Consider the following 22,588-nt stretch of genomic DNA (forward strand, 5'->3'; position numbering starts at 1 on the left):
ATTGAATCCTGATTGGCTCTATTCTTGAAACTTGTTTTCATCAGCAGGGACATTGAGTATTTGCAGTGCACCCTTCATGATTTCAGAAAAAACGGGGGCAGCAACTGAACCACCATAGTAAAGGTCACCTTGCGGCTCATTGACTACGACAACCAGAGCTACTCTTGGATCGCTGACTGGAGCAAAACCCGACGTTATAGCAATATACTCATCACTATAGCCACCCGCAGCAGCTTTACGAGATGTACCCGTTTTTGCCGCAACTCGATAACCCGGAACAGCGGCTCTGGTTGCAGTTCCGCCCTTTTGAGTCACGCCTTCTAACATTTGCAATACCATCTCTGCATTTTCACGTTTGATGATCTGCTTTGAGAAACCTTGGTCGTTGCTTTTAATGATATGAATCGGTTCATACATGCCTTTGTTGGCTAACGTTGCGTAAGCATGAGCCAACTGAAGCGGGGTCACAGATAAGCCATAACCAAAGGATAGCGTCGCGATTTCGAACTTGGACCAACGGCGACGGTTAGGAAAAATACCACTCGTTTCACCCACGAGATTTAGCCCAGACATTTCGCCTAAACCAACCGAACTGTACATACCAAGTAACGCTTCAAGCGGCATATCAAGCGCTAATTTCGCAACGCCGATGTTACTTGATTTTTTAAGGATCAAGGCTAAATCAGCCTTGCCCACTTTAGAGGTATCACGTACTCGGCTACCTCCAATTTGCATGATGCCATTACCCGTATCAATAATAGATTTCGCATCAGCTGTACCATTTTCTAATGCGGCGAGCACCACAAAAGGTTTCACTGTTGAGCCGGGCTCCATAGCATCGGTCAGCACGCGGTTTCGCATTTTAAAGCTTTGTAAATCAGAGCGGTTGTTCGGGTTGTAAGACGGTGCATTGACCATGGCTAACACAGCGCCCGTTTTCACATCGAGTAATACTGCAGAGCCTGAGGTCGCTTTATGATCGGCCACCGCTTGCTTAATCGCTCGATAGGCTATCGCCTGCAATCGTTGATCGATGGTGAGTTCTAGTGGTTTGCCTTCTTCGCGTTCTTCTAACGCAATGTTTTCGACAACGCGTCCGTAGCGGTCTTTACGAATCGTTCGCTTGCCTGCTTCGCCCGTAAGCCATTTATCGTAACTGCGTTCAACCCCTTCCAGGCCGTGCCCATCAATTCCGGTCACACCGATAAGGTGTGCACTGACTTCACCTGCAGGGTAGTAACGTCGAGATTCCGCTTTTAGGCCCACACCCACCAGCTTAAGTTCACGGATATACTTAGCCATCGCAGGGCTAACTTGTCTTTGTAGATAAATAAATCGACGGGATTTATTGCTAGAGATCTTATCGATCATCGATTGTCGCTGTAGGCCAAGTACATCGGCTAACGCATACCAACGATCAATCTGGGCCATACCATTTTTATCGAAAATCGTTTTTGGGTCGGCCCATACAGCCTCAACGGGAACACTCACAGCAAGCGGCTCGCCATTGCGGTCAGAGATAATACCGCGAGCAGAAGGAATAGCCTTAACACGCACTGAGCGAAGATCGCCCTGACGAATTAAGTTATCGGGTTCAATGATTTGGATGTAAGCCACACGGCCAACGAGTGCAGCAAAGGCTAGAAACACGAAAGCAATAACAACGTTGAAACGCCATTTAATAAGAATTGGATCCGAATCCTTTTCGCTCTTCACTCGCTCTTTCGTTGATTCATTAACGGTTTTTGCGGGTGTTTTTTCCTTTTTACCGGTCATTTCAGTGTGATCACAACTTCTTTGTCGGAGTCTGGACGTTTCATGTCTAGCTCTCTTTTTGCCGATGCTTGAACGCGGCTGTGTTCTGCTAGCGCCGTCTCTTCAAGCATTAAATTTCGCCACTCATCATCAAGTTGTTCCCGCTCCACCAATGCCATGTCTTTTTGCGTAATCGCCTGACGTGATACATGTGTCGTAAGAACGACCCCCATCGCACTCGCAAAGATGCAGATAAGAAGCCCCAATGGGACTTTACCCACGGAGAGCAAATCAAAAAAGATTATCTTGGCTAAGTTGGGTTTGGAGGTCTTCATTGACTATAGCTTTTCTGCGATTCGTAGTACTGAACTACGCGAACGAGTATTCTCATCCACTTCATCTTTAGAAGGCTTGATTGCTTTACCAATTGGTTTCAGATCGGCACTGCCTAGCGCTTTGATCTGCTCTTCAGTTAGTGGCAGGCCATGTGGTACTTGCGGTCCTTGGCTCTCTTTACGTATAAAGCGCTTCACCATACGGTCTTCAAGCGAGTGGAAACTGATAACAGAGATACGACCTTGAGGAGCAAGGATGCTTGCCGCGCCTTTCAGTGCGGTATCGATCTCTTCTAGTTCACTGTTAATGTAGATACGGAATGCTTGGAAAGCACGTGTTGCTGGGTGTTTTTTCTCTTTGAAGCTTTTTGGAGCGACATCAGAGATAAGCTTAGCCAGTTGACCAGTGCGCGTTAGCGGTTCGTTCTCTTCATTCTCTTGATAAGCAATGATGCCTTTCGCGATACGACGAGCGTGTTTGTCTTCACCGAACTCACGAATAACCCATGTGATGTCATCAAGATCAGCTTCAACCAACCACTGAGAAACAGGAATGCCGGTTGTTGGATCCATACGCATATCAAGCGGGCCATCTTTCATAAAGCTAAAGCCACGTTCAGCATCATCCAGCTGTGGTGAAGAGACACCTAAATCCAGCAATACGCCATCCACTTGACCGACTAAGTCATAACGCTCTGCATATTCAGCCATACCTGAGAACGGGCCGTGAATAATCGTAAAACGAGGGTCATCAATCTTTTGTGCTTCGGCAATCGCTTGTGGATCGCGGTCGATACTAAAGAGTCTTCCATTCTCGCCCAGTTTAGACAGGATTGTACGGCTGTGACCACCACGGCCAAAAGTACCATCGATATAGGTACCGTCAGGTTTGATCGCAAGTCCGTCAATAGATTCGTTAAGCAATACTGAAATATGTTTGAATGCTTCTGTCATAGTCTTCTCAGTGAATGGATTGAGCCATTAGTTCGGCAATAATATGTTCTATTAACGTTTTAGTTTACTGATTTCACGCCGTATCTCCACCATATTGTGTATAGGCTTTGGGAATTTTTGACCCAAGCTCATATCAAGATGATGGATTCTAAGGAAATCTAAATAATTAACGTCAATATAAAGCAAAAAACCCATCACTACCGTTAAGTAATGATGGGTTCTTTATATAGGTGGAGTTGACACATACGCCGGGTTCTGTTCCGCTTGCGCGGCGGTAACCATTCGTCTAGGCCTGCAATCGCTCACAGGCTCAAGCAATCTACCCGCCCCCATACGCGAGCAGCGCAATGCGAGGGCCTATTTGATCTTGCTCCGGGTGGAGTTTACCTTGCTACGAACTGTTACCAGTCGCACGGTGCGCTCTTACCGCACCCTTTCAGCCTTACCTGTGCCTCTTCCGAAGAAATGAGGCCATCGGCGGTCTTCTCTCTGCTGCACTTGTCGTGGGCTCGCGCCCCCCAGACGTTATCTGGCACCCTGCTCTATGGAGCCCGGACGTTCCTCCCCTCTACCAGTCTCCCGAAGGACTTCAACGTCAGTTTCCCGAAGGACCTCAACGTCAGTCTCCCGAAGGACATCAGCAAAGCAGCGATTACCCGTTCAACTCCGAGGGCGGATTGTATAGAGATTAGTGTGCAGTGTCTAGCGAGATCACAAATATGCTGCAAACCATTAAGCAAGTGCACGAATTTCACACAATCCAAGCGCAAAAAAAGGAGCGACGGTATTACCATCACTCCTCACAAGCTTTTCAATACAGGTTAGCTACTCTATTAAAAGGTATCTAGTTGTCTAGATGCTCTAGGCCCCATTTGTATAAAGCGTTCTTTTTCAGATTGTAGATTTCTGCCGTCATCGCTGCTGCTTTTTTAAGTGGCAGTTCTTTGGTTAGAATACCCAGCGTGCGAGTCGCTTCGTCTGGCAACTCTGTGCTCGCTTCTTCACGGTGACCGTGAATTAGCAATACCATCTCACCGCGTTTACGGTTTGCGTCTTCTTCAATCCACTCAATAAGTTCACCAAGTGGCAGACCTTGGATGGTTTCGAAGGTTTTGGTTAGCTCACGCGCCAACACAACCTCACGGTCAGGGCCTAAGATCTCTAGCATGTCTTGTAGAGAATCAGTAATACGGTGCGGAGATTCGTAGAAGATACACGTGCGTTCTGCTTTTGCTATCTCTAAGAACTTGTCTTTACGACCTTTGCTCTTTGGCGGTAAGAAACCTTCAAAGCTGAAACGATCAGACGGCAAACCAGACGCACTTAGTGCGGTAATCACAGCACAAGCACCAGGAAGTGGCACAACTCTCACACCCGCTTGACGACATTGTGAGACAAGATGGTAACCTGGATCACTGATTAAAGGAGTACCCGCATCAGAGACTAATGCGATAGACTGACCTTCTAATAACCTTTCGACTAGAACTTGTGCTTTAGTTTGTTCATTATGATCATGTAAAGCGAACGTTCTGGTTGATATATTGAAGTGAGCAAGCAGCTTACCCGTGTGGCGTGTGTCTTCGGCTGCAATAACATCGACACTTGATAAAATTTCAATTGCTCTTTGAGTGATATCTCCCAAATTTCCGATTGGGGTTGGCACAATATAGAGAGTTGGGCTCTCTGTGAGCAAGGTTTTGTTATCTGTCATTTGTTTACCATCACTTCAACGATTAATATAGATACAAATTTATACGGAATTTAAAGAACTCATGGCAACGATGAACCATAAGAGACTCAGTGTACCACGCTTACTCACTCCAATTGCATTAGCAATTACATTGGCGGCTTGTTCTTCAGGTCCTCAAGCACCAACGCGTGTTGATATTACACTAGATCCAGCGCAATCAACTGAAAGTTACATGATGCAGGCGGATAGTAGCAAAGGAAGTCTACAAAACGACTGGTTAATCATGGCGCTTAAGGCTTCTGTGCAAGCTGGAAAAACCGATCAAGCGACTCTGCTGATCAAACGCTTAGCCAAACAAGAGCTGAGTGAAGTTCAACAAGCAGAATGGCAACTAGCTCGCGCTCAACTGCTGGTGAATAACTCGCAACCACAGCAAGCGTACAGCCAACTGAACTTTCAACCTTGGTGGAAGCTTCCGAACGAGCAATGGAAAGATTATCACGAGCTACGCGCCAACATTTCTGAAATACAGAATGAGTATTTCGAAGCGAGCCGTGAGTTAGTCCTTTATTCTGAATATCTGGACGCTAGCGACGAAAGCCAACAGCAAACGGCCGACCGTATTTGGCAGAACCTGAATAGCTACTCTCAATACGAGATTCTAGAACTGAAAACATCGCCGACAGAAGATGTGCTTTCAGGTTGGTTGCAACTGGCTATCTACATGAAGACGCTGAATTCGAACCTTCCAAACCTACAGGAAACCCTGACTGATTGGTTGGCAGAGAATCCTCAGCACCCTGCGGCTACTTACACACCTCAAGCGATCACCGACATATTAGCGTTAGAAATCAGCAAACCAACCAGCACTGCGCTACTGCTGCCGCTAACAGGTAAGTACGGTAAGCAAGCACAACTTGTGCGTGATGGTTTCATCTTTGCGATGATGAATGACAAAGAGCGTGAAGAAGATGCAACGTTGACCGTAATGGATACCAACGTACAAAGTGCCGCTGAAATTAAAGCGAAACTGGAAGAGAATAACGTTGATTTCATCGTTGGCCCTCTGATTAAGAGCAATATCACTAAGCTTCAACAAGCGCAGAAAAACCACGAAAACTCGATTCCAGCATTAGCTCTTAATATTCCAACTCAGCTAGAACCAGATACTAATATTTGTTATCTCGCTTTATCGCCAGAACAAGAAGTCGCTCAGGCTGCGAAACACCTTTTTGCACAAGGCTATAAGTACCCACTTATTCTTGCACCCAAAGGACGCTTAGGTGACCGCGTTAAGCAAGCATTTAACGAAGAGTGGCAGAAATACAGCAACAACGACGTTGCAATCAGCTTCTTCTCTGACAAACGCCAACTGCAGCGTAATGTGAATCAGATTTTCGGTTTACAAGAGAGCCAACAACGTATCGCTCAAATGGATGGGCTACTTAACTTAGACCTAGAAACAGAGCCACGCAGTCGTCGTGATATCGATTCTGTCTACATTGTCGCTAAGAACTCAGAGCTAACACTCATCAAACCCTTCATTGAAGTTGCAATTAACCCTGATGCTAGCCAACCTGCACTGTTTTCAAATTCACGCAGCAACAGCGGTGACAAGCAATATGAAGACCTAACGGGTGTCTTCTACAGCGATATCCCGCTATTGGTCGAGAACAAAAACGAGCTTAACAAAGCGCTTAATGACCTATGGCCTTCACACTCGAACAGCCAAAAGCGTCTACAAGCTCTAGGAATGGATGCATACTATCTAATGGATGCACTACCACAGATGAAAGCCGTACAAGATTACAGCATTACAGGTGAAACCGGCGTATTAACCATCGACAACAACTGTGTTGTTCAACGTGAAATCAGCTGGGCAGAGCATGGGGCTTTTTAGCCGTAAGTTCCTATCCAAGCCAACAATCACCCACAAACAAGTGGGTGATAAATACGAGACCGTGGCAAAGAATTATTTAGTTCGCCACGGTTTATCGTTAATTGAACAAAACTTCATAGCAAAGTGTGGCGAGATTGATCTTATAATGCGCCATAACAATACGGTTGTGTTTACTGAGGTAAAATACCGCAAGCAAACACGCTACGGACATGCCGCTGAAATGGTGACAGCCAAAAAGTCACAAAAGCTACTCAAAACAGCCAATGTTTGGCTTATGCAGCAAGGCTTGTCGGTACACTCTACAGATTACAGGTTTGATATCATTGCCATCGAAGGGCCGAATGACACTATCGACTGGATTCAAAACGCGATTACCCAAGGATAAACATGCTAGACAGCATCAAAGAAAGTTTTACAGAAAGTATTCAAATCCAAATTGCGGCGGCAGAAGCTCTGCCAGACGCAATCACGCATGCCGCTCAAGCAATGGTTGCAACCCTGCTTAACGGAAACAAGATTCTTTGTTGTGGTAACGGTGGTTCGGCATCGAATGCTCAGCAATTTGTCTCTTGCCTACTTAATCGCTTTGAAACCGAGCGTCCTAGCCTTCCAGCAATGGCTCTCACTGCTGATAACACCACACTAACGGCGGTGGCAAACGACTACCACTACGAAGAGATCTTCTCTAAGCAAGTGCGCGCGTTTGGTCAAACTGGCGATATTTTACTGGCTATATCTACTAGTGGTAACAGTAAAAATATCATCAAAGCAATGGAAGCTGCGGTAACACGTGATATGACAATCATCGCCTTTACTGGTAAAGATGGTGGTGAAATGGCTGGCCTGCTTGGTGAGCACGATGTAGAAATTCGTATTCCCTCACACCGTACAGCACGTATCCACGAAGTACACATGGTGACACTACACTGCTTATGTGACCTAATCGATCAAGTACTCTTCCCAGCTCACGAAGAGTGATATACGGAGCATCACGATGAAATCATTAACTTCTATGAAGCTGCTTAAGCTGATTAGTGTTTCGCTACTTACACTGTCGTTATCTGGTTGTGCTGGTCTTTTCATTGCTGGTGCAGCAACTACTGCAAATCTAGTCACCGATACACGAACCACCAAAGAGATTTGGAGCGACAATAATATCGAATTTGAAGTTGCAGCTATGACTAATAAACCGCCATTTCGCGGCAATGTCAGTATCACAGCAAGCTCTTACCGTGGTTCAGTAGTTCTGATGGGGCAAGCAACGACAGATGCTGAACGTCGTGCTTTTGAAAGCCAAGCTAAAGCAGTAACGGGGGTTGAAAGTATACACAACCAGATCCGAGTGAAAGAGCCACTGTCTGTTAGTGCTATCAGCAAAGACAGTTGGATTACCACTAAAGTGAAGTCTGCCCTACTTGCCAAGTCTGAGCTTAACGGTATCAAAGTCAAAGTCATTACTGAAGATTCAGAAGTATTTCTGCTTGGATTAGTTTCTCGAGAACACGCTGATATCGCGACAGAAGTTGCGCGTAATATCTCTGGTGTGAAGCAGGTGATTCGAGCGTTTGAATATGGTGAAGATGACAATTCGGTAAACTAACGCCCTCTGAATTTACTTAGCCAACTTAGCTGCTTATTAGCTGGTTGGTTGGTTGGCTGGTAAAGCCTAACGAAATGAGTCTAGCAACTAAAAATCAGTTAGCACAAAAAGAAAAAGCAGCGATAAATCGCTGCTTTTTTTGTATTTGGAGTTATTTAAAAAATAACGCTATTTGATAACACGAAGGCTTGGGCGACCTTTCGCTGGACGAGATGGCTCAGGTTCTGAGTCAGACTCTTCAGCATCTACGTCTGCTGTTGCAACACTCAAAGATGGGCCTTTTTCTGGTTCTTCAAAAGGACTTTCTTCAATTCCTTCTTCAAACGCTTCCATGTAAGCCTCTTCAGGTTCAAACATGGTACCAGCACCATTCTCACGAGCATAAATTGCTTGTACTGCGTATAGCGGAACGATCACAGAGTGTGGACGACCACTAAAGCGAGCACTAAACGTCACAGCTTCGTTACCCAGTTCAAGTTGTCCAACCGCACGAGGCGCGATGTTCAGAATGATCTGACCATCTTGAACAAACTCGTCTGGAACTCTCACACCCGGCAATGTTGCTTCAACAACCAAGTGTGGAGTCAGTTCGTTATCAACCAGCCATTCATAAAATGCACGAAGCATGTATGGTCGGCGTGGAGTCATATTTGAAATATCCATAAACGCTTAGCGAACGAGTCGCATCTCGCGCTCAGCTTCCGTTAGAGAAGCTAGGAATGAATCACGTTCGAATACGCGGTTCATGTAAATCTTAAGTTCTTTAGAACCAGGACCAATCAGTTCGATACCAAGCTCAGGTAAACGCCATAGTAGCGGAGCTAGGTAACAATCAATTAGGCTAAACTCTTCGCTCATGAAGTATTCATACTCAGCGAAGATAGGAGCAAGAGTTAATAGGTCGTTGCGTAATTTCACGCGAGCTGCTTCAGATTCTTCAGCGTTGCCTTTAACGATCTTCTCTGCAACTGAATACCAGTTACGCTCAATTCGGTACATCATTAGACGACTGTTACCACGAGCAACCGGGTATACAGGCATCAATGGTGGATGAGGGAAACGCTCATCTAGGTATTCCATGATGATCTTAGAGTCATATAGAGCAAGCTCACGATCAACAAGAGTAGGTACTGATTTGTACGGGTTCAGTTCAACAAGCTCTGCTGGTAGATTTTTTTCATCAACCAACTCAACTTCAACACTTACGCCTTTTTCAGCAAGAACAATGCGCACCTGATGGCTATACATATCAGAAGCACTTGAGAAAAGAGTCATTACAGAACGTTTATTGGCAGCTACAGCCATGGAGCCCTCCAGTACACTTTAAATAAAAACAATGGAGGCCTAAAGCCTCCATTGAACATTAACATAATTTGGGAATTAGCACGGTATTATAGCACAATTAGTGCACATCACGCCAATACTCTTTCTTCAGCAAAATCACGATGATAGTGAAGATTACTAAGAAGGCCATTACCCACCAACCCATAGCATGACGCTCAAGTTGAACAGGGTCGCCCGAGTAAACCAAAAAGTTAACAAGGTCACGAACTGCTTCGTCATACTCACCAGCACTTAATTCGCCAGAACCATCCGTTTCAGTGCCAACAACAACCTTAACTTCCTCACCATCGACCATGTGAGTATCGTAGATTGGCGTTGGGATACCTTGTAGCTCTTCAAGAACATGCGGCATACCAACACTTGGGAAAACCAGGTTGTTCACACCAAATGGACGAGACGGATCTTCATAGAAAGTACGAAGGTACGTGTATAGCCAATCTGCGCCACGAACACGAGCAACCAATGTTAGATCTGGTGGTGGAGCACCAAACCAACTAGCAGCTTGCTCAGAAGGCATAGCGTTAACAATCAAGCTACCAATTTTCACTTCAGGATCGAAGATCAGGTTTTCCTTCATTAGGTCTAAAGGAATCTCCAAATCATTCGCAACACGTTCATAACGTTGGTACTGCGTTGAGTGACAAGCGAAACAGTAGTTCATGAACATCTTAGCGCCATTTTGCAATGAAGCTTTGTCTGTTAAATCATTGTTTGCTTTGTCTAATGGTACGCCTGCACCCGCTGCCATCGCTAGTGACGGCAACATAGCAAATAAAATTACAATCCACTTTTTCATTTGAATGTCACCCTTTCTGGTAATGGTTTCGTCGCTTCATTTTTACTGTAGAACCACAGCATAACGAAGAACATGAAGTAACCTAAGCTAAAGATTTGAGCTAATAGCGTGTATGTAGGCGTTGCTGGAAGCGCACCAAGTACACCAAGCGCAATAAAGCTTATTGTGAATTGGATGATGTTAATCAAATGCAGTTTGCTACGGTAACGGTAAGAACGCACTTTACAACGGTCGAACCATGGCAGTAGGAATAGCACAACAATTGAAGCGCCCATTGCAACTACACCTAACAGCTTATCTGGAACAGCACGAAGTACAGCGTAGAACGGCGTGAAGTACCAAACTGGAGCAATATGCTCAGGTGTTTTCAGCGGGTTTGCAGCTTCAAAGTTAGGCGGCTCAAGGAAGTACCCACCCATTTCTGGGTTAAAGAACAGCACGTAACAGAACAAGAATAGGAAACCAGCAACACCAACCATATCTTTTACCGTCCCGTATGGGTGGAAAGGAATAGAGTCAATGATGTCGTATTTCTTAGTGTAATCCTTGTGGAATGGGAACTGAGTTTTGTAGTCGTCGCCCATTGTGCCTTTAGGAAGCTTAGTTTCGATACCGTCTGGGTTGTTCGAACCCACTTCGTGCAGCGCCAGTACGTGAAGTACGATAAGCAGCAGAAGTACAATTGGCAGAGCAATAACGTGCAGTGCGAAGAAACGGTTCAGCGTTGCACCAGAGATGATGTAGTCACCACGGATCCAAAGCGTTAGGTCATCACCTATAACAGGGATCGCACCAAACAGAGAAATGATTACCTGAGCACCCCAGTAAGACATTTGACCCCATGGTAGTAGGTAGCCCATGAAAGCCTCAGCCATAAGCACTAAGAAGATCAACATACCGAAGATCCAAAGTAACTCACGAGGCTTTTGGTAAGAACCGTAGATTAGACCACGGAACATATGCAGGTAGATCACAACGAAGAATGCCGATGCACCTGTTGAGTGCATGTAACGCAGTAGCCAACCGTATTCCACATCACGCATGATGTATTCAACAGAAGCAAATGCACCCTCACCAGACGGTACATAGTTCATCGTCAGCCAAATACCCGTAAGGATTTGGTTAACCAGTACTAACATTGCTAAAGAACCAAAAAGGTACCAAAAGTTAAAGTTCTTAGGCATTGGGTATTCAGATAAATGCTTCTTGTAAGCATTCATCGCGGGTAGACGTTTCTCTACCCAATCAAGCAATCCTTGCATTACGCGTCTCCCTCGTCCACACCGATCATGATCTTAGTGTCACTCAAATACATATGCTTTGGTACAACAAGATTCAATGGAGCAGGTACGCCTTGGAATACTCGACCTGCCATATCAAACTTTGAACCATGGCAAGGACAGAAGAAACCAGACTTAACACCCTGAACTTGTTCTGCAAAAGAATCTGGCAGGTAAGTTGGAGAACAACCTAAGTGCGTACAGAAACCAACAGCAACGAAGAATTCCGGCTTAATTGAACGAAACTCGTTCTGCGCGTATTCTGGTTGTTGTTCAGCTTCAGATTGAGGGTCACGAAGTTGACCACCGATCGCTTTTAGATTCTCTAGCACCGATTCAGCACGGCGTACAACCCATACAGGCTTACCTTGCCACTCGACACGAACCATTTGTCCCGGCTCTAACTTACTGACTTCCACTTCCACCGGTGCGCCTGCAGCTTTCGCCTTGGCACTCGGATTCCATGATTTAATAAAAGGCACGGCTACAGCAGCTGCTCCTAAACCACCAACAACGGCTGTTGTTGCGGTTAAGAAACGCCTGCGACCGTTATTTAAAGGCGCGTTGCTCATCCAAACATTCTCCCATTTGCTCCTTATGGATTGAAATAATTCCGAATAAAGAGCATGGCTAACAAAATATGTATTTAGTTCTATTTATTGACGGCAAATGATAAATAAAACCCTACTTTTTGACAAGATAAAGCTACCTTTTTGTAACAATCATGAGGCAAAGCGCACATTGGGTTACAAAAGCTTTCAAAATATAAGAATTTGGAAATAAAACGAGGGAGGGAAAGCGTTTAGAGGGGGCATAAAAACAAAAAGCCCGGCATATAGCCGAGCTTTGAACCACAATTCCAGTCGAAAAACTGGGAGCGTGTACTTTTTCGTAAAGAAAAATTAACGCTTAGAGAATTGAGGTTTACGACGTGCTTTACGTAGACCAACTTTCTTACGTTCAACGCAACGAGCGTCACGCGTAACATAGCCAGCTGCACGTAGAGCAGGACGTAGAGTTTCATCGTATTCCATAAGAGCACGAGTGATACCGTGGCGGATTGCGCCAGCTTGACCTGAAATACCACCACCAGAAACAGTGATGTAAAGGTCAAGTTTCTCAGTTAGTTCAACTAGCTCAAGAGGTTGTTTAACAACCATACGAGAAGTTGGACGACCGAAGTAAACATCAAGGCTGCGCTTGTTGATTACGATCTCACCAGAGCCTGGTTTGATGAAAACACGAGCTGCTGAGCTTTTGCGACGACCAGTGCCGTAGTATTGATTCTCTGCCATTGTCTTAATCCCCTTAGATGTCTAGTACTTGTGGCTGTTGAGCAACATGGTTGTGCTCAGTACCAGCGTACACTTTAAGCTTACGGTACATCGCGCGGCCTAGTGGACCACGTGGAAGCATACCTTTAACTGCTAGTTCAAGAACCATTTCTGGTTTCTTAGCAATTAGCTTTTCAAAAGTGATAGTTTTAAGACCACCTGGGAACTCAGAGTGACGGTAGTAAACCTTACCCTTAGCTTTGTTACCAGTTACAGCAACTTTCTCAGCGTTAACAACGATGATGTAATCACCAGTGTCTACGTGAGGAGTGTATTCTGCTTTGTGCTTGCCGCGTAGGCGAGAAGCGATTTCACTTGCTAGACGGCCAAGAGTTTTGCCTTCAGCGTCTACAACATACCAGTCGCGTTTTACAGTTTCTGGTTTAGCAACGAAAGTTTTCATGCTAATAATTACCTATTTAAAAAATTTACACTTAAGGAATACTCGCGTATTCCCACTGTCTAAGAGTTACCATTCATCACCCCTTCGAGTGTTGGAAAACTCTTGGCATAACGTGATTTTACTCATCGCTAGAGGCCCGCAGTAACGGTAGGTCGCAGGATTATAGAGAAGAGCGAAGAAAAAATCACCTCTTTTTGAACAAAATCACGATTTTTTTAATTCTCTTTCTTATTCGAGATAATCAAAGCTAACTTAAGTGTTCTCTTGCCAAATACTCATGGCTCTGCATTTCAATTAAACGCGACTGACAACGTTTAAACTCAAACTCTAGTTGACCATGGGTGTATAGCTTTTCTAACTCCACTTCCGCTGAAATAATCAGTTTCACATTGCGCTCATAGAACTCATCAACTAACGCAATAAAGCGTCTAGCAGCGTCATCGGAAGTCGCGCCCATTTGCAACACATCAGCCAATAGAACCGTGTGATAAACCCGAGACAACTCAATATAATCGTTCTGGCTACGAGCCGACTGACAAAGCTGAGCAAAAGTACCATGCAGCACACCATCACTCGCTTCGACCACATCTAATTGACGGTGATTAACCTCTATCTGCTTAAGCTTCTCTTTATCTTCACCAACAAGCTGCGCGTAATATGTTTCGAGGTTAATGTTCGCTTGGCTATCCAGTGGGTAATGGTAGATCTCAGCCTGCTCTAAGGTTCTCAGACGATAATCAATTCCGCTATCAACATTAAGAATATGACAGTTATCTTGAATGAGCTTAATAGCGGGTAAGAAACGCGCTCGCTGTAACCCGTTGCGATACAGATCCGCAGGTGGAATATTAGAGGTCGCAACCAAGATAACGTTTCGAGCGAATAACTCTTGGAACAAAGTTCCTAAGATCATGGCATCGGTAATGTCTGAAACAAAGAATTCATCAAAACAGATAATATCCGCTTCTTCTTTCAACTTATCTGCGACTAAAGGCAACGGGTCGCTAACATTACCTAGCGCCCTTAGCTCATCATGGACTCGATACATAAAACGGTGAAAGTGAACGCGCATTTTTTTTGTGGTCGGCAAGGCATCGTAGAACGTATCCATTAAATAGGTTTTACCGCGCCCGACGCCGCCCCAAAAATAGAGGCCTTTTGGTGGCAGTGGCAGTTCTGGCTTTTTGCCCATTAACTTTTGGAATCGAGTCAGTTGAGGAATAGGGGCATTCATGTAATCTTGGAATTGATGAAAGAGTTCATCTAAAGATTTAACGGCTTGCTCTTGTGCTGGATCTCTTTGAAATCCATGTTCTTTTATATCTTGTTCGTATTTTTTAATGGGATTCATGACGACATTTCCACAATGAAAGCGATATCAGACAGCAAATAAAAATGAGCCCAAACAGTATGAGACATGTCGCTATGCGGTGAATAATGCAGCATCAAACTGCTAACTAGCGCACACGCATTTCTCTTTATACTGCGGCTTTCTCATAGTACCATGGAGCTGTATCACGTGTAACTAAGCAGTAACAAACATGTTAAAAAACAATAATAAGGAGCTGTTATGCCTTGGATGTATGCCGTTGCCGGTTTACTAGTCGGAGTTATTTTAGGGGTCGCTATTTCTCGTCTCATGACACCTGAATACAAAAAACAAAAGAACGTACAGAAAGAATTAGATAGCGCAAAGTTTGCCCTGGAACAGCAGCGACAAGAGCTAGCTGACCACTTTGCGAAATCAGCAGAAATGTTGGACACCTTAGGTAAGGACTATACAAAGCTTTACCAACACATGGAAAAAACAAGCTCAGAGCTACTCCCTAACCTGCCAGAGCAAGACAACCCATTTGTGAAAACAGCCGCTGCTCATTCGGATAAGCCACAAGATAAGTCTTCAGTTAAAGAGTCGACGCTTGAAGAACAACCGAAAGATTACGCTAATGGCGCAACGGGTTTATTTACCGAGCAGAAGAAAGAAATCATGGATGCTCCAGATGTCGTTACAGCAAAAGCATCGTAAACATTTAACACTTCTGTGAACTTTACAAAGGTTTTTGAGTCATAACTTTCACTCAGGTCATTTGAAACTTCTCATACTTATTAAACGTATAAGAGGGTTAAGACCTTAACTAGAGAGGAGTTTATGATGAAAAAACCTTTGCTTGCTTTATCAGTACTGACTTTAAGCTTAAGTTCAATCATCACCCCCATTCAAGCTACAGCCGCACTTCCATTAAGTGTGGGTAATGAACAATTACCAAGCCTTGCTCCTATGCTTGAACAAGTAACCCCCGCTGTGGTTAGTATTGCCGTAGAAGGCAAACAGGTACAACGTCAGCAAATCCCTGAACAATTTCAATTCTTTTTTGGTCCAGAACAAACACGAGAGCGTCCATTTCGCGGGCTAGGCTCTGGTGTCATCATTGATGCCAAGAAAGGCCATATTGTCACCAATTACCATGTCATCAATGGTGCCGACAATATCAAAGTAAAACTGCATGATGGTCGAGAATACGATGCAGAACTCATCGGCGGCGACCAGATGTCTGATATCGCGCTATTAAAACTCGAAACAGCCAAAAACCTTACCCAGATAAAAGTCGCAGATTCCGACAAATTGAGAGTCGGCGATTTCAGTGTGGCTATCGGCAACCCATTTGGGCTTGGTCAAACCGTAACATCCGGTATCGTTTCAGCGTTAGGACGTAGCGGTCTCAATCTAGAGAACTTCGAAAACTTCATTCAAACCGATGCCGCGATTAACAGTGGTAACTCTGGAGGTGCGTTAGTGAATCTTAACGGTGAACTGATTGGTATCAACACGGCCATCCTAGGACCTAACGGAGGCAATGTCGGTATCGGCTTTGCCATTCCATCCAATATGATGACAAACCTGACTGAACAGATTCTCGATTTCGGTGAAGTAAAACGTGGCATGCTTGGTGTCCAAGGTGGAGAGGTCACCTCGGAATTGGCTGAAGCGCTTGGTTATGAGTCCAGCAAAGGTGCTTTTGTTAGCCAAATTGTACCCGACAGTGCTGCAGACAAAGCCGGATTGAAAGCGGGCGATGTCATTATCTCCATTAACGGTAAGCGTATTGATACTTTTAGTGAGTTAAGAGCCAAAGTAGCCACCTTAGGTGCAGGTAAACAGATCGAGTTAGGCGTGGTTCGTGACGGTAAGAATAAGACCTTTGACGTCACGCTTGGTGAATCCACAAATAGTAAGACACAAGCTGAAAAGCTCCATGAAGGACTTGCCGGTGCAGAGCTCACCAACACAACCGACAGCGATTCAGCGACAGGCGTCAAGGTATCAAGTGTCGCTCAAGGTTCGCCAGCAGAAGCTTATCAGCTTCTTAAAGATGACATCATCATCGGGGTAAACCGCCAACCAGTTAAGAACCTTGCTGAATTTAGAAAGATTCTTGAAAAACAACCTGGCGTATTGGCACTTAATATCCAGCGAGACGATAGGACTATCTATCTAGTTATTCGATAGCCATACGTCAGCGTAATTACAGGGAGACTGAGTAAGTTTGCTTTAAACTTACTCAGTCTCCCTTTTCTTTAGATCAATCAAAATGCTATGCTTCACTGATAATCAAGTCAGTCATCCATTGACGGATGCTTCATACCTTACTTGTTGAAGAGGGAAACATGCTGTCCTTTCTATTTCGTTCTATTTCCCTTGGACTCGTTTCAGCGGCGCTTATTCTTCTCGCATTCCCGAGTTTAAGGCCGGCGATTGTTGCAGACGTCACGAACCCTCAAGTCGATAATATTGGCTCTCTTCAGGTCTCATTTAACCAAGCGGTGCGACGAGCTGCACCCGCTGTGGTCAATATTTATAGTCGTAAATACGCAGAAAGCGATCGCAACAAGCTACTAACTCAAGGATTAGGTTCAGGGGTGATTGTTAGTGAAAAAGGCTACATCATTACCAACTTCCATGTTGTTGCTCAAGCTGACCAAATAGTCGTGGCACTTCAAGACGGACGAGTAGCTGCCGCACAACTTGTCGGCTCAGACAAACGCACCGATATTGCGATACTCCGAGTCAGCGGTGACAACTTACCTGTTATTCCACTGAACCCGAATTACAAAGCAAATGTCGGCGACGTGGTGCTGGCTATCGGTAACCCATACAACCTAGGGCAAACGACAACCTTTGGCATTATCTCTGCAACAGGTCGTTCTTCGATCAGTGCAGATGGTCACCAAGCCTTTATCCAGACTGATGCCGCAATCAATGAAGGTAACTCAGGTGGTGCACTGGTTAACTCACAAGGTGAGCTCGTCGGAATCAACACGGCTTCTTTCCAACAAGCTACCGACATGGAAACCTACGGGATCTCATTTGCAATCCCCTACTCACTTGCTAATAAAATCATGGAGAAGATCATCGCCGATGGTCGTGTCATTCGTGGTTATATTGGTATCGACGGACAAGACATCAATTCGGTGACATCACGCTTGCTCGGTACTAAGAACATCGGTGGCATTGTTGTTTTAGGCATTGACCCGGATGGCCCTGCAGCCGATGCCGGCTTTGAAGCACAAGATATCATTATCAGCATCAACAACACCCAAATTAGCGGACGACAGAGCGTAATGGACATAGTTACTGACCTTCGCCCGGGTACTATCATTGATGTTGGTGTATTGCGAAAAGGTGAAAACAAGACACTCAAGGTCACCATTACCGAAGACACACGCCTGTAGTCTTTATTTAGTTTGATTGCTAATAGCGAGCAACTCAAACCGCCAATTACAGAGACAAAAAGTATAGATACAAAAAACCCAGCTCTTAAGCTGGGTTTTCTTTTATCAATCAAAGCTAATGATAAACTCAATCAAAACTAAGCGTCACTAGGTTCATCGATATCGATACGAGTCACACGCTGCAAACCTCTTGGGAGCAGACCACCACGACGACCACGCTCACCACGGAAGTTTTCAAGATCCGCAGGTTTCAAGCCAAGTTTACGTTTGCCCGCGTAAATAGTCAGCGTTGCATTCTCTGGAATAGCCATCAGATGCGATACAAACTCTTCTCGCTCTTTTGCTTTCGCAGAAGGGATGTTGATGATCTTGTTGCCTTTACCTTTGCTCAGCTGAGGTAGGTCTTTAATAGGGAACAACAACATACGGCCTTGGTTAGTAATCGCCAGAATCTGGTTACTGTCCAGATCTGCAATAGGGCTTGGCAACATCACTTCAGAAGCTTGTGGCAAGTTAACTAACGCTTTACCGCTCTTGTTCTTTGACAGCAGATCGCTACCCTTACAAACAAAGCCATAACCTGCATCAGAACCGACTAACCATAATTGTTCATTCTCTCCCATCACCACTTGGCGAATCGAAGTACCAGGGCTGACGTTCAGGCGGCCTGTAATTGGCTCACCTTGGCTACGTGCCGACGGTAATGAATGAGATTCAAGGGAGTAGCTTCGGCCATCACTGCCAAGGAACACCGCTTGTTGGTTACTCTTACCCTTAGCACTCGCTAAGAACTTATCACCAGATTTGTAGTTCAAGCCTTCAGCATCAACTTCATGCCCTTTAGCATGACGAATCCAACCTTTCTCAGACAACACAACCGTGATTGGTTCGCTTGGTACTAAGTCACGTTCTGTTAGCGCTTTCGCTTCAGCACGCTCAATCAGAGGTGAACGACGATCATCGCCGTATTTATCTGCATCTGCTTGGATTTCTTTCTTGATCAACGTATTCAAGCGACGCTCTGAACCGAGTAGCTTTTCAAGCTTTTCGCGTTCAGCTTCAAGCTCTTCTTGTTCCGCTCGGATTTTAAACTCTTCTAACTTAGCTAAGTTACGAAGTTTGATATCAAGAATCGCATTGGCTTGAATTTCAGAAATGTTGAAACGGCTCATCAATACAGGACATGGTTCGTCTTCTGTACGAATGATTTCAATCACTTCATCGATATTAAGATAGGCAGCAAGCAAACCTTCTAAAATGTGCAAACGTGCTAGTACTTTATCTAAACGGTACTGCAAACGACGGCGAACGGTCGTGCGACGGAACTCAATCCACTCTTTCAGAATTTGAACTAGGCCTTTAACTTGAGGACGATTGTCTAAACCAATCATGTTCAAGTTAACGCGGAAGTTTTTCTCTAGATCCGTCGAAGCGAATAGGTGACTCATCAATTGGTCACAGTCGATACGGTTTGAACGAGGAACGACAACGATGCGAGTTGGGTTCTCGTGATCCGATTCATCACGCAAGTCGTCAACCATTGGCAGCTTCTTAGCGCGCATCTGGTTAGCAATTTGCTCAAGTAATTTCGCACCTGACACTTGATGAGGTAAAGCCGTGATAACAATATCAGAGCCTTCCTTGTGCCAAACCGCGCGCATCTTGATACTGCCACGTCCTGTACGGTAGATCTTTTCGATGTCCGACTTCGGCGAAATAATCTCAGCCTCTGTCGGGTAATCAGGGCCTTGAATGAAACCCATCACATCTGGAAGTTCAGCTTTCGGCGTATCAATCAAGTGAATCGCTGCGTTCGCCACTTCACGGACATTGTGAGGCGGGATGTCAGTCGCCATACCTACCGCGATACCAGTAATACCGTTAAGTAAGATGTGAGGCAGACGTGCAGGCAACATTTGAGGCTCTTTCATGGTGCCATCAAAGTTTGGTTGCCAATCAACGGTGCCTTGACCTAGTTCACCTAGCAGAACCTCAGCAAACTTAGACAATTTCGCTTCGGTATAACGCATTGCAGCGAACGATTTCGGGTCGTCCGGAGCACCCCAGTTACCTTGACCATCTACCAATGGGTAGCGGTAGGAGAAAGGCTGCGCCATCAATACCATCGCTTCGTAACAAGCAGAGTCACCGTGTGGGTGATACTTACCTAATACGTCACCAACGGTACGTGCTGATTTTTTGTATTTCGATGCAGCTGATAAGCCCAGCTCAGACATCGCGTAGATAATACGACGCTGTACTGGCTTCAAGCCATCACCGATATACGGTAATGCACGATCCATGATCACGTACATTGAGTAATTTAAGTAGGCATCTTCGGTGAACTTGCGCATTGGCAGCTGTTCAACGCCATCATATGTAATTTCGTTAGACATCCATTATACCTCGGCCATATCACCGTTAGTCTGTAGCCATGTACGGCGATCATCTGCACGTTTTTTACCAAGCAGCATGTCCATCATCTCGTTGGTCGCTTCGTTGTCATCAATCGTTAATTGAACAAGGCGACGGGTGTTTGGATCCATGGTGGTTTCACGCAACTGAAGTGGGTTCATTTCACCCAGACCTTTGAATCGTTGCACGTTGATCTTGGCTTTCTTCTGCGATAGTCGCTCAAGCACACCGTCTTTCTCTGCGTCATCGAGTGCGTAGAACACTTCTTTACCGCAATCGATACGATACAGAGGGGGCATTGCCACATAGATATGACCCGCTTCAACCAATGCATGGAAATGGCGAGTAAATAGTGCACATAGCAGTGTCGCGATATGAAGACCATCCGAGTCCGCATCGGCAAGGATACAGATCTTACCGTAACGCAGGCCTGACAAGTCATCGTTATCGGGATCGATACCCAGAGCAACCGAAATATCATGTACTTCCTGTGAAGCCAATACTTGGTCCGCTGACACTTCCCATGTATTTAGGATCTTACCTCGAAGTGGCATCACCGCTTGGAACTCACGATCACGAGCTTGTTTAGCAGAACCACCCGCCGAGTCCCCTTCCACGAAGAAGATTTCGGTACGGCTTAAGTCTTGAACCGAACAGTCCGTTAGCTTACCCGGCAGTGCTGGGCCTGACGCGATTTTCTTACGCACAACCTTTTTGCTTGCGCGCATACGGCGGTGAGCATTCGCAATACAAGCTTCTGCTAACTGTTCTGCCAATTGTGGCTTTTCGTTCAACCACAAGCTAAACGCATCTTTTACCACACCAGAAACAAACGCAGCGGTTTGACGAGAAGACAAGCGCTCTTTTGTTTGACCAGCAAACTGCGGATCTTGCATCTTCACCGAGAGTACGTACGAACAGCGATCGAAAATATCGTCGCCCGTTAGCTTAACCCCACGTGGTAGCAAGTTGCGGAATTCACAGAACTCACGCATTGCATCAAGCAGACCTTGGCGAAGACCGTTTACGTGTGTACCACCTTGTTTAGTCGGTACTAAGTTCACGTAACTTTCGGTGATCATATCACCGCCTTCTGGCTGCCAAATGATCGCCCAGTTTGCCATTTCTGTTTCAGCTACGAATTCGCCAACATACGGTTCTTCAGGAAGTAAGGTGTAACCTTTCACGCCTTCGGCAAGGTAGTCTTTTAGGCCATCTTCATAGAACCATTTATGTTCTTCACCGCCAACCTTGTCGACAAAGGTAATTTCTAAACCTGGGCAAAGAACTGCTTTTGCACGTAGGTTGTTAATTAGACGAAGTGTCGAAAATTTAGAGCTATCGAAATATTTTGGATCTGGCCAAAAATGTACCGTCGTACCTGTATTGCGATGACCACAAGTACCTGTCACAGTAAGATCCGTTACGGCATGACCACCTTCAAGGGCAATTTCATGTACCTGACCGTCACGGCGAACCGTCACTTCAACACGTTTTGACAACGCGTTTACCACCGAGATACCTACCCCGTGCAAACCACCTGAAAACTTGTAGTTATTGTTCGAGAACTTACCGCCAGAGTGGAGCTTAGTTAAAATCAGCTCAACACCTGAGATCCCTTTTTCAGGGTGGATATCAACAGGCATACCACGGCCATCATCCGTCACTTCTAACGATTGGTCAGCATGCAACACGACTTTAATCTTCTTAGCGTGTCCCGCTAGTGCTTCATCAACCGAGTTATCAATGACTTCTTGGGCAAGGTGGTTTGGTCTTTCTGTCTCGGTATACATTCCCGGGCGATGTCGCACGGGGTCGAGACCTTCAAGTACCTCAAGGTCTTTTGCATTATATTGTTCAGTCATAATACGGAGTTTACTCAAAAAGTTTGCGTCAGTTCGCTGGCTCTAGTTTGACTAAAGCGAAATCATTACTATGAACCGTCATAGTAGAGCGAACGAGCGAAGTATTGGGGAATATAGTCTGGAAGCTGAGTAATGATGTCAAGCTAGTTCAAAAACTAAGGCATCAAACTATGATATTTCACCACT

The 22,588-nt window shown here is 45.2% G+C and carries 21 protein-coding genes and 1 other RNA gene; 7 read left to right on the plus strand and 15 right to left on the minus strand.

The window, feature by feature from the left end; translation table 11 throughout:
• Positions 1 to 18: 18 nt before the first annotated feature.
• The 5 genes from ACED59_RS09735 to rsmI form a co-directional block, all read right to left on the minus strand.
• A complete protein-coding gene (locus ACED59_RS09735) occupies positions 19 to 1,776 on the minus strand; it encodes a penicillin-binding transpeptidase domain-containing protein (protein ID WP_371704904.1) in 1,758 nt (585 codons plus the stop codon).
• Entirely contained in the window at positions 1,773 to 2,090 is a 318-nt protein-coding gene (gene ftsL / locus ACED59_RS09740) for a cell division protein FtsL (RefSeq protein WP_017098303.1), read from the minus strand. Before ftsL ends, ACED59_RS09735 begins: the two co-directional genes overlap by 4 nt.
• Positions 2,091 to 2,093: 3 nt before the next feature.
• Positions 2,094 to 3,044, minus strand: a complete 951-nt coding sequence (gene rsmH / locus ACED59_RS09745; protein WP_009848949.1) for a 16S rRNA (cytosine(1402)-N(4))-methyltransferase RsmH — start codon at positions 3,042 to 3,044, stop codon at positions 2,094 to 2,096.
• 228 nt (positions 3,045 to 3,272) lie between these two features.
• An RNA gene (gene rnpB, locus ACED59_RS09750) (RNase P RNA component class A) lies at positions 3,273 to 3,712 on the minus strand.
• A gap of 176 nt (positions 3,713 to 3,888) precedes the next feature.
• Positions 3,889 to 4,755, minus strand: a complete 867-nt coding sequence (gene rsmI / locus ACED59_RS09755; RefSeq protein WP_009848948.1) for a 16S rRNA (cytidine(1402)-2'-O)-methyltransferase — start codon at positions 4,753 to 4,755, stop codon at positions 3,889 to 3,891.
• A gap of 61 nt (positions 4,756 to 4,816) precedes the next feature.
• On the opposite strand from rsmI, the gene ACED59_RS09760 reads away from it, so the two are divergent.
• The 4 genes from ACED59_RS09760 to ACED59_RS09775 are packed head-to-tail and all read left to right on the plus strand — an operon-like array spanning position 4,817 to position 8,234.
• Positions 4,817 to 6,634 carry a penicillin-binding protein activator gene (locus ACED59_RS09760; RefSeq protein WP_017098302.1) on the plus strand — a complete coding sequence of 606 codons (1,818 nt, stop codon included), beginning with the start codon at positions 4,817 to 4,819 and terminating at the stop codon, positions 6,632 to 6,634.
• Positions 6,621 to 7,019, plus strand: coding sequence for a YraN family protein (locus tag ACED59_RS09765; RefSeq protein ID WP_017098301.1), 399 nt, complete (start codon positions 6,621 to 6,623; stop codon positions 7,017 to 7,019). Before ACED59_RS09760 ends, ACED59_RS09765 begins: the two co-directional genes overlap by 14 nt.
• Before the next feature lie 2 nt (positions 7,020 to 7,021).
• Complete coding sequence (locus tag ACED59_RS09770) at positions 7,022 to 7,612, plus strand: phosphoheptose isomerase (protein ID WP_004729817.1); 591 nt, start codon at positions 7,022 to 7,024, stop codon at positions 7,610 to 7,612.
• A gap of 16 nt (positions 7,613 to 7,628) precedes the next feature.
• Positions 7,629 to 8,234, plus strand: coding sequence for a BON domain-containing protein (locus tag ACED59_RS09775; protein WP_017098300.1), 606 nt, complete (start codon positions 7,629 to 7,631; stop codon positions 8,232 to 8,234).
• 168 nt (positions 8,235 to 8,402) lie between these two features.
• Here ACED59_RS09775 and sspB read toward each other — a convergent pair whose 3' ends face one another.
• The 8 genes from sspB to zapE form a co-directional block, all read right to left on the minus strand.
• Positions 8,403 to 8,897, minus strand: a complete 495-nt coding sequence (sspB, locus tag ACED59_RS09780) for a ClpXP protease specificity-enhancing factor (protein ID WP_012603204.1) — start codon at positions 8,895 to 8,897, stop codon at positions 8,403 to 8,405.
• Positions 8,898 to 8,903: 6 nt separating this feature from the next.
• Positions 8,904 to 9,539, minus strand: coding sequence for a stringent starvation protein SspA (gene sspA, locus ACED59_RS09785; protein ID WP_009848943.1), 636 nt, complete (start codon positions 9,537 to 9,539; stop codon positions 8,904 to 8,906).
• A gap of 97 nt (positions 9,540 to 9,636) precedes the next feature.
• Positions 9,637 to 10,374: a cytochrome c1 gene (locus ACED59_RS09790; protein WP_371704905.1), complete on the minus strand. Its 738-nt coding sequence runs from the start codon at positions 10,372 to 10,374 to the stop codon at positions 9,637 to 9,639.
• Positions 10,371 to 11,636, minus strand: a complete 1,266-nt coding sequence (locus tag ACED59_RS09795) for a cytochrome bc complex cytochrome b subunit (RefSeq protein WP_017098299.1) — start codon at positions 11,634 to 11,636, stop codon at positions 10,371 to 10,373. The genes ACED59_RS09790 and ACED59_RS09795 overlap by 4 nt, the downstream gene beginning before the upstream one ends.
• Positions 11,636 to 12,226: a ubiquinol-cytochrome c reductase iron-sulfur subunit gene (gene petA, locus ACED59_RS09800; RefSeq protein ID WP_010434692.1), complete on the minus strand. Its 591-nt coding sequence runs from the start codon at positions 12,224 to 12,226 to the stop codon at positions 11,636 to 11,638. The genes ACED59_RS09795 and petA overlap by 1 nt, the downstream gene beginning before the upstream one ends.
• Before the next feature lie 330 nt (positions 12,227 to 12,556).
• Positions 12,557 to 12,949, minus strand: coding sequence for a 30S ribosomal protein S9 (rpsI, locus tag ACED59_RS09805; RefSeq protein ID WP_004740758.1), 393 nt, complete (start codon positions 12,947 to 12,949; stop codon positions 12,557 to 12,559).
• 13 nt (positions 12,950 to 12,962) lie between these two features.
• Positions 12,963 to 13,391 (minus strand): 50S ribosomal protein L13, encoded by a 429-nt coding sequence (gene rplM / locus ACED59_RS09810; protein WP_010434689.1) that lies wholly within the window; start codon positions 13,389 to 13,391, stop codon positions 12,963 to 12,965.
• 247 nt (positions 13,392 to 13,638) lie between these two features.
• Positions 13,639 to 14,742, minus strand: coding sequence for a cell division protein ZapE (zapE, locus tag ACED59_RS09815; protein ID WP_017098298.1), 1,104 nt, complete (start codon positions 14,740 to 14,742; stop codon positions 13,639 to 13,641).
• 219 nt (positions 14,743 to 14,961) lie between these two features.
• On the opposite strand from zapE, the gene zapG reads away from it, so the two are divergent.
• The 3 genes from zapG to degS all read left to right on the plus strand — a co-directional run bounded on the left by zapG (position 14,962) and on the right by degS (position 18,122).
• Positions 14,962 to 15,417, plus strand: coding sequence for a Z-ring associated protein ZapG (zapG, locus tag ACED59_RS09820; protein ID WP_009848969.1), 456 nt, complete (start codon positions 14,962 to 14,964; stop codon positions 15,415 to 15,417).
• Between the two features lie 126 nt (positions 15,418 to 15,543).
• On the plus strand, positions 15,544 to 16,899 hold the full coding sequence (locus tag ACED59_RS09825; protein WP_029223986.1) for a DegQ family serine endoprotease: 1,356 nt from the start codon (positions 15,544 to 15,546) through the stop codon (positions 16,897 to 16,899).
• A gap of 158 nt (positions 16,900 to 17,057) precedes the next feature.
• The gene (gene degS, locus ACED59_RS09830) at positions 17,058 to 18,122 is read left to right on the plus strand and encodes an outer membrane-stress sensor serine endopeptidase DegS (RefSeq protein WP_029223985.1); all 1,065 of its coding nucleotides are present in this window, start codon (positions 17,058 to 17,060) and stop codon (positions 18,120 to 18,122) included.
• Between the two features lie 137 nt (positions 18,123 to 18,259).
• On the opposite strand, the gene parC is transcribed toward degS, so the two are convergent.
• Both parC and parE read right to left on the minus strand, forming a co-directional pair.
• Positions 18,260 to 20,518, minus strand: coding sequence for a DNA topoisomerase IV subunit A (gene parC, locus ACED59_RS09835; RefSeq protein WP_012603199.1), 2,259 nt, complete (start codon positions 20,516 to 20,518; stop codon positions 18,260 to 18,262).
• A 3-nt stretch (positions 20,519 to 20,521) separates the two neighbouring features.
• Positions 20,522 to 22,402 (minus strand): DNA topoisomerase IV subunit B, encoded by a 1,881-nt coding sequence (gene parE / locus ACED59_RS09840; RefSeq protein ID WP_012603198.1) that lies wholly within the window; start codon positions 22,400 to 22,402, stop codon positions 20,522 to 20,524.
• Positions 22,403 to 22,588 lie beyond the last annotated feature (186 nt).

It is taken from the genome of Vibrio sp. FF266, from assembly GCF_041439695.1.
Taxonomy (GTDB): domain Bacteria; phylum Pseudomonadota; class Gammaproteobacteria; order Enterobacterales; family Vibrionaceae; genus Vibrio; species Vibrio tasmaniensis_A.